12 protein-coding genes and 1 tRNA gene are annotated in these 10,018 nt (G+C 52.5%); 10 read left to right on the top strand and 3 right to left on the bottom strand.

Annotated elements, in window-relative coordinates; translation table 11 throughout:
• Positions 1-451 precede the first annotated feature (451 nt).
• From WHS46_08275 to WHS46_08245, 7 genes are all read left to right on the top strand, one after another.
• The gene (locus tag WHS46_08275) at positions 452-1,831 is read left to right on the top strand and encodes a cytochrome c biogenesis protein ResB (GenBank protein MEJ5348668.1); all 1,380 of its coding nucleotides are present in this window, start codon (positions 452-454) and stop codon (positions 1,829-1,831) included.
• Between the two features lie 15 nt (positions 1,832-1,846).
• A complete protein-coding gene (ccsB, locus tag WHS46_08270) occupies positions 1,847-2,695 on the top strand; it encodes a c-type cytochrome biogenesis protein CcsB (protein ID MEJ5348667.1) in 849 nt (282 codons plus the stop codon).
• Between the two features lie 104 nt (positions 2,696-2,799).
• A complete protein-coding gene (locus WHS46_08265) occupies positions 2,800-3,024 on the top strand; it encodes a twin-arginine translocase TatA/TatE family subunit (GenBank protein MEJ5348666.1) in 225 nt (74 codons plus the stop codon).
• A gap of 1 nt (position 3,025) precedes the next feature.
• A complete protein-coding gene (gene tatB / locus WHS46_08260) occupies positions 3,026-3,406 on the top strand; it encodes a Sec-independent protein translocase protein TatB (protein ID MEJ5348665.1) in 381 nt (126 codons plus the stop codon).
• Complete coding sequence (gene tatC, locus WHS46_08255) at positions 3,403-4,188, top strand: twin-arginine translocase subunit TatC (protein MEJ5348664.1); 786 nt, start codon at positions 3,403-3,405, stop codon at positions 4,186-4,188. Before tatB ends, tatC begins: the two co-directional genes overlap by 4 nt.
• 27 nt (positions 4,189-4,215) lie before the next feature.
• Positions 4,216-4,881, top strand: coding sequence for an XTP/dITP diphosphatase (locus WHS46_08250; GenBank protein MEJ5348663.1), 666 nt, complete (start codon positions 4,216-4,218; stop codon positions 4,879-4,881).
• Positions 4,868-5,410, top strand: coding sequence for a cobalamin-dependent protein (locus WHS46_08245; GenBank protein MEJ5348662.1), 543 nt, complete (start codon positions 4,868-4,870; stop codon positions 5,408-5,410). Before WHS46_08250 ends, WHS46_08245 begins: the two co-directional genes overlap by 14 nt.
• On the opposite strand, the gene WHS46_08240 is transcribed toward WHS46_08245, so the two are convergent.
• Positions 5,383-5,826, bottom strand: a complete 444-nt coding sequence (locus WHS46_08240) for an iron-sulfur cluster assembly scaffold protein (protein MEJ5348661.1) — start codon at positions 5,824-5,826, stop codon at positions 5,383-5,385. The two genes, WHS46_08245 and WHS46_08240, sit on opposite strands and share 28 nt — an antisense overlap.
• A gap of 201 nt (positions 5,827-6,027) precedes the next feature.
• Here WHS46_08240 and WHS46_08235 point away from each other — a divergent pair, with 201 nt between their 5' ends.
• The gene (locus tag WHS46_08235; protein MEJ5348660.1) at positions 6,028-7,203 is read left to right on the top strand and encodes a 6-phosphofructokinase; all 1,176 of its coding nucleotides are present in this window, start codon (positions 6,028-6,030) and stop codon (positions 7,201-7,203) included.
• 57 nt (positions 7,204-7,260) lie between these two features.
• On the opposite strand, the gene WHS46_08230 is transcribed toward WHS46_08235, so the two are convergent.
• Both WHS46_08230 and WHS46_08225 read right to left on the bottom strand, forming a co-directional pair.
• Positions 7,261-7,893 (bottom strand): hypothetical protein, encoded by a 633-nt coding sequence (locus WHS46_08230; GenBank protein MEJ5348659.1) that lies wholly within the window; start codon positions 7,891-7,893, stop codon positions 7,261-7,263.
• 60 nt (positions 7,894-7,953) lie between these two features.
• On the bottom strand, positions 7,954-8,145 hold the full coding sequence (locus WHS46_08225) for a hypothetical protein (protein ID MEJ5348658.1): 192 nt from the start codon (positions 8,143-8,145) through the stop codon (positions 7,954-7,956).
• 252 nt (positions 8,146-8,397) lie between these two features.
• Here WHS46_08225 and WHS46_08220 point away from each other — a divergent pair.
• Together WHS46_08220 and tig are read left to right on the top strand one after the other, a co-directional pair.
• Positions 8,398-8,479: transfer RNA gene (locus WHS46_08220), tRNA-Leu, on the top strand.
• A gap of 222 nt (positions 8,480-8,701) precedes the next feature.
• Positions 8,702-10,006, top strand: coding sequence for a trigger factor (gene tig, locus WHS46_08215; protein MEJ5348657.1), 1,305 nt, complete (start codon positions 8,702-8,704; stop codon positions 10,004-10,006).
• The last annotated feature ends 12 nt before the right edge of the window (positions 10,007-10,018 follow it).

Raw genomic sequence — 10,018 nt, 5'->3', positions numbered from 1 at the left:
GGCTGCCCCTTTCTCTTAAGGCCCAGCACGCTTCTCACTATTTAGTTTTCAAAGAACCGCCGCCTGATCACTGCAGGCAAAGTTGCTTTCTACCAGAGCTGAGGGTCTTGGTCAAGCACTTTTTTCGAGACCCTCAAAAACGCCGACGCGTGGCGTCAACGGAGGCCGGATTATAGAGATCCACGATCCAGTGTCAAGGGGTTTTTCCTTCTTGTCTGAAAAAAATGTTTTTCACGTTGTCCTCGCTGACTGAAAAAGGTTTCTCTGTGCACCAGGCTTCTTTCTTTCGTCTTTGTCCGACAGAGCCAGACCCAGTCCTTCAAAAGGCAAAGGCAACCGTAAAGGTCCGTACAATGCGCCTTGCTTTGGCCTTGGGCGTAGGTTACAAAGCAGTCTCTTTGAAAAACACCCCTGGAAGCTCGAACCCCTTTTTCGCCCAGGGACCATCATCATGACGGAAGGCTGTTTTATGAAGGCATTCACAGATACCGTTCACCGACTTTGGCGAAAGCTGGCCAGTGTTCGTCTGGCTCTATTCTTGTTCTTTATCCTTGTCGTGGGCTGCATTGTGGGGACTTTGGTCCCCCAAGGGTTAAGCGAGCGCGAAATCATGGCGCGCTATGGGCTCGAAAAAGCCCGATGGCTCATGGCCCTGCAAATCACCGATCTTTATCACTCCGTGGCGTTCAAGGCTCTTCTCGTCCTGCTCAGTTTAAACCTCACCGCCTGCACGCTGCAACGGCTTCCCAAGACGAGAGCCCTCTTGCGGGAACGAGACGACTTTTTGGATCCTGCCAAGCTCACCAAATACAGCCTTCATCGGGTCATGGAAGTGCCGGTGGATTTTTCCAGGGTCCGTTCTTTGTCGGAAAACGTTCTAAGCCGGACCTTTGGGCGACTCCAGCACCTGCACGCTCCCGCCGACTCTCTGGCCCTGGTGGCGGAAAAAGGCCGTTGGTCCCGGTATATGGTTTATGTGATCCACCTGAGTGTGCTCTGGATCTTCTTCGGCGCTTTAGTGGGTTCCATCTACGGTTTTAAAGGAATCTTGAATCTGGCGGAAGGTGAAACCAGCCAAGAAGTGTTCGTACCCAGACATCGCGCCTTGATCGCCCTTCCCTTTCAGGTGCGCTGTGATGATTTTGATGTAAGTTTTTATGAAAACGGAGTGCCCAAAGAGTTTCGATCGGACGTGACCCTTCTTGAAGACGGCATTCCGGTCTTGAACGCCTCCATTCGTGTCAACGACCCCATCAGCTACCGTGGTGTCACTTTTTATCAGGCATCCTATGGGGCTTTACTGAAGAGGGCAAGGGTTGCCTTTACCAAATCCGAGGAAGGCGAGCGTTTCGAACTGGAACTGCCCTTTGGGGAAGCCCTTCCCTTTGGTTCCACGGGCCGAAAGATTCAGCTTGTGGACTTCACCGAAGATTTCAGCGGTTTTGGTCCCGCCGTGGCTATGGCTACATGGAAAGAGGGCGAGCAGCCCTCAGGCTCCTGGATCCTTTTGAATCACCCGGAATTTCACGGCAATCGTCTGCAAGGGTATCAGGTGACCTTGCTGGATTCGGAACGGGGATACTATACCGGGTTACAAGTGAAGCGGGATCCCGGGGTTCCTCTTGTCCTCTCCGGATTTGTGGCTCTTCTCGTAGGCCTTTTATGCACCTTTTACGTCTCCCATAAAAAACTTTACCTCTGGGCACATCGAAACAATCCGGGCACAACCCTTGTGGCCGCCGCCTGGACCAACAAGAAAAGCCTTGCCTTTGAACGGGAATTCCAACATCTTTGTGACCGCCTTGCGGACACTCTGCATCGCCGCACATAGGGGACATAGCGCGCCATGAACAGTTCCATTCTTCTTGGAGTCACGACATTTGCTTATCTTCTGACCACAACCGTCTATCTGGCGGGGGTCACCTTTCAGAAACCGAGACTGCTTTCCTGGGGCACAGGGTGCGCGCTCGTCACTCTTCTCATTCAAACCGCGGGTATCGCGCTTCGTTGGAAAGAATCCTACGATCTTGGTTTCGGCCACGCCCCTCTTTCCAACCTCTATGAATCCCTTGTCTTCGGCTCTTGGGTTCTGGTCCTTATCTATGTCGTATTTGAAAGGAAGATGGGCCACCGTGCCCTTGGATTTGTACCGACCGGTATCGCTTTTCTGGCCATGGCCTACGCGTCGTTTTCCCCTGACGTGGTTTCCAAGATTCAACCTTTGGTGCCGGCCCTCAAGAGCAACTGGCTTATCGCCCATGTGGTCACCTGCTTTATGGGCTACGGCGCCTTCGCTATTTCCTTCGGTTTAAGCCTTGCCTACCTCTGGCGCAGAAGAAAAGAAGGACGGCCATGGTCCCTCCTTTCCGCCAGTCTTTTTCCCAGCGCTCGAGAACTGGATGAATTCAATTACCAGGTTATCCTTTTCGGGTTCTTCTGGCTTTCCATCGGCATCATCACCGGGTCCGTGTGGGCCGATTCGGCATGGGGATCCTATTGGAGTTGGGATCCCAAGGAAACCTGGTCTCTGATCACGTGGCTTATTTATGCTACGGTGCTTCATGCGAGGGCGGTGCGGGGTTGGAGAGGGCCGAGGGTGGCTTGGTTGTCGGTTGTTGGATTCTGTTCAGTCCTCTTCACCTATTTTGGTGTAAATTTTTTGCTGAGCGGCTTGCATAGCTACGCGACGAAGTAAAAAGCAAGCATGGAGGTGATCCCATCCCTGAGACATTGAAAGGCTGATATCAAAGGACGAAAATCGAACGATCGAAGGCGGCATGGACTAAGAGGAAAGGATCCATGGTTTTTGGTTTGGGCCCCACGGAATTGCTCCTCATACTGGGCATCGTGATTTTTATTTATGGTGGAAAGCGCCTCGCCCAAGTGGGCAAAGCTCTGGGCGAAAGTGTCACCGAGTTCAAGAAAGGTTTCCAGGTCGAAAAACCTGATGTGCGGGAAGCCCAATACCATGAGCTGTCGGAACACGTAGAGCCGTCAGAGCCACCGGATTCCAAGGGGGTATGAAATGTTCGGCATGGGGTTTCAGGAACTCCTCCTGATTCTTTTTATCGCACTTATCGTGGTGGGACCGGGAAAGCTGCCGGATCTTGCTCGGGCTCTAGGTCGAGGGTTGGCGGAATTTCGAAAGGCCACAAGCGACCTTAAGAGCACCTTTGAGCAGGATGAGACGGTCCAGGAGCTGAAAAAGGAATTCCGCACGGCCCAAAGCCAAATCATGTTGGAAAATTTGAGCTCATCCATCAAGCCGGAGGCCGTCAAGGTTGAATCAGCCCCTGAGACGACCCCACAGCAAGGAACGGTGGCCGAAGGATCCAAGACAGAGACCGAAGTGCCGAAAGAGACGGAACCTCAGAGTGAAACCGCAGAGAATCGAAAAGTCCCATGAGTCAGCCTTCTGATAAAATGCCGTTCACGGAACATCTGGAGGAGCTGCGACGACGGCTTATTATTTGCGCCATTGCCGTGGGTGTCGGGTTTGTCATTTCCTATTTCTTTAAGGAAAAGATCTTTTCTTGGCTTATGCAGCCCCTACTGCAAGCCCTACCCAAAGACGGGCATCAGAAGCTCATCTATACGGCGCCACACGAAGCCTTTATGACCTATATTAGAGTTTCTTTTCTCGGTGGTGTGGCCTTGGCGATTCCGGTCATTCTTTACCAGTTTTGGCGTTTTGTGGCCCCTGGCCTCTATGAGCACGAACGCCGCTATCTTTACCCCATTGTCATCTTGTCTACAATTTTCTTTATCGGTGGTGCCGCTTTCGGTTATCTTATCGTTTTTCCTTATGGATTTCAGTTTTTTACTTCTTTTGCCACGGAATTCATCGCCCCCATGATCAGCACCAAAGAATTTCTTTCTTTTGCCACGCGGCTTCTCATTGCCTTTGGGCTCGTGTTTGAAATGCCCTTGGTCACCTTCTTTCTGGCAAAACTGGGGCTGGTCAAAGCGAGTTTTCTTAAAAAGCATAGAAAGTACGCTATCCTTATCATCTTTATTGGGGCGGCCATTTTGACACCACCCGACGTTTTTACTCAGATTCTTATGGCTATTCCCTTGCTTATTCTCTACGAAATGAGTGTCTGGATTGCTCATTTCTTTGAAAAGAAAGAAGAGGCCGAGGCGTCGGATGCGGAAGAAACTTCCACGTCTCACGCCTCGTCAGCCTAAAGGCTTCAAGGAGGCACGTACGCCGTCATGGAAACCGTAACTCTGGTCATTGCCACTCGAAATCGTGCAAAGTCCGCGGAGATTCGAGCCCTTTTAGAGGGCTTTCCCGTAGAGGTTCGAGATGTGACGGATTTCGGCCCGCTGCCGGAACCTCGAGAAGACGGCCGAACTTTTGAGGAAAATGCTTACAAGAAAGCGCTTTTTACAGCCCGCGTTCTAGGGCTTCCGGCTCTGGCCGACGACTCCGGCTTGGAAGTCGAAGCTTTGGGTGGAGCGCCAGGTGTGCATTCCGCTCGATACGCCGGCGAGAACGCCACGGATGCCGACAACAACCGCAAGCTTCTTGAGGCCATGAAGGGCCAAACCCATCGTAAAGCCCGGTTTGTGTGTGTCCTTTCGCTTGCCGTACCGACAGGTCCGGCCCTGACCTATGAGGCCGTATGCGAAGGGGAAATCACCACGGAACCTCGAGGTGGTTTTGGATTTGGCTATGATCCCCTTTTTTATTACCCGCCGGCAGGGAAGACGTTTGCGGAAATGACACCGGAAGAGAAGGCGGCGGTGAGCCATCGGGGACGAGCCTTACGGGAATTGCGGGACGAATTCGACAAGGTGTTGGTCTGGTTGCGCCAAAGGTTGGCGGAAGAAAAGAGGCTGCTTTCAGAAGGCATCTGTATGCATGAGCCTCGTTGACCCGCCTCAGAGTGTATCCTGGCAAGACTTTAAAGCGCACCTTCTCGACCGCGTTCATCATTGGCGCCTTCACCGGCTGCCCGGGCGATGGAATGTCCTTCGAGATCTGGAAGATCTTCAGAGACTTCTGGAAACCGTCCCGCTTGAAGCGCGACCGCCTCTCGGCAGTTTTCCGAAGATTGCTCTAGCAACCATCGACGACGGTTGGGGAAACGGTCTTGAGGTCATCGCGGCTGCGGCTCAAGCTGTAGGGGCGCAGACAGTTCGCTTAGGGCTTTTGTGTACTCCCGAGGAGATCCTTGAGGCGTGTCGCCGAGACCCGCCTGATATTTTGGGGCTGACCGTGCTTCGCGCCGATGCTGAACCCCTTGTGGCCGCCATTGTTCAAGGGCTTCCTCAAGGTGTGATTGTTGCGGCCGGTGGGCCCGTCTTTCAATGGGATCCTGATTTTGCTCGACGCACGGGTATCCATAAAGTCTTTGACGACGTAGCCTCTTTTCTTCAGTGGCTCTCGTCGCTTCTTCCGTAGATTTTCTTCCAGGGTTCCTTTTTCTTTCGGTGCACATCGGCAATAGCCAGGTAAAAGGCACCCACCGCCAGTTCTGCGCAGTGGTGTTCATGCTTTGGAAGAGTCTCAAGGTATTCGACGACCTGTTCCGGCGTCAGGTCCCAGGCGTCTTCCAAAAACTTTCCTTCCATGAGTTCACAAACGGTATTGGCACAGGCAACGGTATTGAGGCACCCCTGGACTTGAAATGCCACGCGTTGTATGGCTCCATCAGGGTCGGTGACGACGAAAAACTCTACCGTGTCTCCGCACGAGCCTTTTTTCATTCCGTGACCATCGGCATGTGCGAGAGATTCCATGCGATCCGTTCTTAAGGCCATTTCCAGAAATTTTTCTGAATGATGCTGCCAAAAATCATGGACTTCTTTATCCGACATCTTCATCCCACCTCTTTGCATTTGACGAGTCTTTCGTCACTCCAAACCAAAATCCCAAGCCGTTTTTTTATCAATCGCCGCTTTATTCGTAAAGGACTCCCTTTGCGGTTGTCCAAGCTTCGTATACAGTAGAATGGAAATCTTTTTCGCCATTCCCATGGAGTGACTCGAGTATTGCCTCAACAAAGAGGAGGTGCTGCCATGGTCTATGAGCTGAAACCCATCCACACCATCGGCATCCTCACGGGGGGAGGCGATGTCCCCGGGCTCAATCCCTGTATCAAAATTTTGGTGTATCGATGTGTCGAGGAGGGCTTTCGCGTCCTCGGCATTCGCCGAGGCTGGGCAGGGCTTGTCGACTACAATCCCGAAGATTCGGAAACATTCTCCAAATGCTTTCAATGGCTGGAAAAGAACACGGTCCGCACCATAGACCGTACAGGCGGAACCTACCTGCACACTTCTCGAACCAACCCCGCGGCCGTGCGGCTTAAGGAAGCGCCTCCCTTCTTGGCATCTCAGTTCCGTTCCGAAGGGGAGAAGAAAGATCTCACATCCCATGTGCTCAACAACTTGGACAAACTCGGCGTCGATTGCCTGGTGGCCATCGGCGGGGATGACACTCTAAGTTATGCCGTTCGGTTACACCAGGAGGGCTTTCCGGTACTGGCGGTCCCTAAGACCATGGACAACGATGTTTTTGGTACCGACTATTGTATCGGTTTTTCCACGGCGGTGACGCGGAGTGTCAACTTCATTCACGCCTTGAGAACGTCCACAGGATCCCATGAACGCATCGGAGTCATTGAACTTTTCGGGCGTCATTGCGGAGAAACGTCTCTCATCAGTGCCTACCTTGCTGGCGCGGATCGAGCCATCATCAGCGAGGTGCCCTTTGATCCCGAAAGATTGGCGACGTTGATTATGGAAGATAAAAAGAACAATCCAAGCAATTACGCCATGATGACCATCAGCGAAGGGGCTCGGATGATGACCGGAACGATTGTGGAACGTGGCGAAGAAGACGCCTACGGTCACAAAAAGCTTGGCGGTATCGGCCTGATCACCGGCGAGATTCTTAAAAAGCTTACAGGCCAAGACATCATCTACCAGCAGCTCTCCTACCTCATGAGAAGTGGAGCGCCGGATTCTTTGGATCTCATGGTAGCGGTCAATTTCGCCAATATGGCCGTGGATTTGGCCCTCAGAAGAAACTTCGGCCGCATGGTGGCACTCAGCAAAGGCATTTACACGGACATGCCAGTGAGCATCGTGGTTTCGGGACAAAAACGCGTGGATGTGCACGAACTCTACGACGTGGAAAACTACCGCCCGAAGGTGCGCCACGTCATGGGTAAACCCATGTTCTTGTACTGAACAATGAAGGGGCTGGGCACGGGTTTGCTTCACACCCGCATCTCCAGCCCCTTTTTCTCAAGGTGCTTCTCGGCCTCGAGACGTTACCACCAGGCCATCTTCGAAATACAAGGCTTTGACAACCCCTTCCAGATCCTTGGTGGAAAATGTTTGGGGTGTTTGAAGTTTTTCCAAAGCCTTTTGCAGGAACTGAACACCTTTGGCCACGTTCGGCCCGCTCAGGCATCCTCGAAGCGAATAAAAGCCCCAGATCTTGTAAGGCAGCGAATAGCCTTCCTGCTCGGACAACTCCAGAAATTCGAACACCTCACCGTAAGGGGAATAAAAAGGCCCCGTGAGCACCTCAAGGGGCAAAGGCACCTCTTCGGCCATCACCTCCAGACCATGCTTTTCGCGTAAGTACGTTCTCAGACCCCAGACCTCTTCTTCCGTAAGGTACCGTAAAACCTCTTCCAAAGCCTGGCGCCTTTGTCGCTCGTCAAGCTTGTCATAACCCGCAATGAGGTTTTCCATGGGAAGCACGGGGTCGGTTCTGTCCAGACGGTACCAATTGAGCCGAACCCCGTAGTAGGTGACTTGATCCTTTTCCAGTTCGGTAATGGAGTACGCACGATAAAGCCTCATGGGCTGCAGGAATCCGCCGGCTCTAAGAGATTTTCCTCCAGGAAGGACATGAAACCGCCTTTTCATGTCACACCTCCGGCCGCCCCAAAAACCCGAAAAGGCTTGGCTTGCCCGCACCACCCTGTATCATTTGCGCACGGAAAAGAAGGAATCGGACTTGCAGTCCCCCGTCTGCTCTTTGACAGTGCATTCGCTACAAAATTCCCCATACTCGGGCCGACTCTGCCTCTTGATAATGTCCTGACCCGTGGGGTACTGACTGCAATTGGAACACCAATGCCATGTCTGACTGTCTTCCTTGCGGCGATACACGACCATGAATGCCACCTCCTTGTTTCCACATGCCCATTTTCTGAACGATTCCGCGCTGAGGCATCCTCCATACACCTGCGTCGAAGCGTCGACTTGGAACCATTGTACATATTTTCTTCCTCGATGAACACTCTTTGATGCACCTTTTTTCTTGATCGCTCCGCTCTTCAAACAGGGCGGCTAACCTATTGATTCCTTTTCCCTTGACACTGTGCCTGAGGAACGATTAGAAGAGCCTGTGCTGCGCCGGACGATTTCGCGAGAGTGGCGGAACTGGCAAACGCACTGGACTTAGGATCCAGCGCCCTCGGGCTTGGGGGTTCGACTCCCCCCTCTCGCACCCGAGCCGCCTTGACCATCTTGTCCAAAAAAGGATGGGCCGAATCGGCCACCGCCTGACCGTGGATATGACGAAGTTAGTCCCATTGGGCTTCTAACTTCGTTTCGTTTTTGCGCGAACGTGCTTATCAACCGGATTGAATCCAGGACGTTTTGGGTGACCTTTTGAAAAAAAGGGCCAGGGAAAGCTAAGCGAAAACAGAAGGAAGGTTTGACCGTGGAAATGAAAGTCACCGTGACCGACCTGGGGCCGACCCAGAAAAAGCTGCATGTTGTTGTTGAACCTCAAGCCGTTAAAAAAGAACTGGATAAGCGCTACAAGCAGCTCAGCCGACAGGTGCGCCTCAAAGGTTTTCGCCCCGGGAAGGTCCCGCGGAAAATCCTTGAATCTTACTACGGAAAAACGATTCAAGGGGAGGTTTCCAATCACATCATTCAGGAAACTTATCCTGATGCTTTGAAACAAACGGACCTGAAGCCCATGATGGAAGGGGATGTGGAGGATTACCGGTTTGAACCCGATGGATCCTTTTCCTATGCTGCCATTGTGGAGGTTCGTCCAATCTTTGAGGTCAAGGACTATTTGGGTCTGGAGGTGGAGGCGGCACCCCCTGAGGAAATTACCGATGAAAGGGTGGAAGCAGAACTGAAGGCCCTGCAGGAAAGACACGCGGAAATTCGATCCCTTCAGGAGGACCGTCCGGCTCAGTGGGGAGACTATGCCATTGTGGATGTGATCCCTTTTGTGGACGGAGCCCTTTTTGAAAAAGGCGTCAACAAGAATTTTTATGTCGAACTGGGTTCTCAGAGGATTCATCCGGACTTCGATCAGCATATTGTGGGGCATCGTGCGGGTGAAACTCTGGAATTTGACTTGCATTTTCCCGAAGACGCAGAAAGTCGGGATCTGGCGGGAAAAACGGTGCACTTTGAGGTGACCGTAAAGGAGATCAAAGAAAAGATTTTGCCCGAACTGAATGACGCGTTTGCCCAAAAAGTGGGCGGTCATGCTTCGGTAGAAGCCCTCAAGGAATCGCTCCGTGAAAGGCTCACTCGAGCCGCCCAACAGGCGGCCAAACAGCGCCTTCGAGAAGCCATTATGGAACAGCTGCTGAGCAAGACGTCCTTTGATGTTCCTGAAAAAGTGGTGGATCGAGAGGTGGATCGACGAATTCAGCATTTTGTGCATCAACTGACGGCTCAGGGACTCAAGATCGATCCCAGCCGATTTTACACTCCGGAAGTCCGTGCGGACCAACGCCCCGGCGCAGAAAGGGATATTCGCTGGCGTTTGATCGTGGAACAGATTGCAGCGCAGGAAAACTTGGAACTGAGTGAAGACGAAAAAGATAGCGTCTACACGGAAGTGGCTCGCATGTATCGAACAACGCCGGAGCAAGTCAAAACGGAATACCAAGACAGCACCATCGTGGCGGAAATGTGTCAGCAAAAGCTGGAAGAAAAGGTTTTTCGATTACTGGAAGATCACGCCGTGGCCAAAGCCGGTGGCGAGGCGACGGCGAGTTGAGGTTGGGAGGCA

The organism is Desulfosoma sp., assembly GCA_037481875.1.
Taxonomy (GTDB): domain Bacteria; phylum Desulfobacterota; class Syntrophobacteria; order Syntrophobacterales; family DSM-9756; genus Desulfosoma.
This window is presented reverse-complemented; position numbering and strand designations above follow the sequence as displayed.

Coding starts and splice junctions, on each gene's coding strand:
- WHS46_08275 (MEJ5348668.1), top strand. CDS start 452: ATGACGGAAGGCTGTTTTATGAAGGCATTCACAGATACCGTTCACCGA.
- ccsB (MEJ5348667.1), top strand. CDS start 1,847: ATGAACAGTTCCATTCTTCTTGGAGTCACGACATTTGCTTATCTTCTG.
- WHS46_08265 (MEJ5348666.1), top strand. CDS start 2,800: ATGGTTTTTGGTTTGGGCCCCACGGAATTGCTCCTCATACTGGGCATC.
- tatB (MEJ5348665.1), top strand. CDS start 3,026: ATGTTCGGCATGGGGTTTCAGGAACTCCTCCTGATTCTTTTTATCGCA.
- tatC (MEJ5348664.1), top strand. CDS start 3,403: ATGAGTCAGCCTTCTGATAAAATGCCGTTCACGGAACATCTGGAGGAG.
- WHS46_08250 (MEJ5348663.1), top strand. CDS start 4,216: ATGGAAACCGTAACTCTGGTCATTGCCACTCGAAATCGTGCAAAGTCC.
- WHS46_08245 (MEJ5348662.1), top strand. CDS start 4,868: ATGAGCCTCGTTGACCCGCCTCAGAGTGTATCCTGGCAAGACTTTAAA.
- WHS46_08240 (MEJ5348661.1), bottom strand. CDS start 5,826: ATGTCGGATAAAGAAGTCCATGATTTTTGGCAGCATCATTCAGAAAAA.
- WHS46_08235 (MEJ5348660.1), top strand. CDS start 6,028: ATGGTCTATGAGCTGAAACCCATCCACACCATCGGCATCCTCACGGGG.
- WHS46_08230 (MEJ5348659.1), bottom strand. CDS start 7,893: ATGAAAAGGCGGTTTCATGTCCTTCCTGGAGGAAAATCTCTTAGAGCC.
- WHS46_08225 (MEJ5348658.1), bottom strand. CDS start 8,145: ATGGTCGTGTATCGCCGCAAGGAAGACAGTCAGACATGGCATTGGTGT.
- tig (MEJ5348657.1), top strand. CDS start 8,702: ATGAAAGTCACCGTGACCGACCTGGGGCCGACCCAGAAAAAGCTGCAT.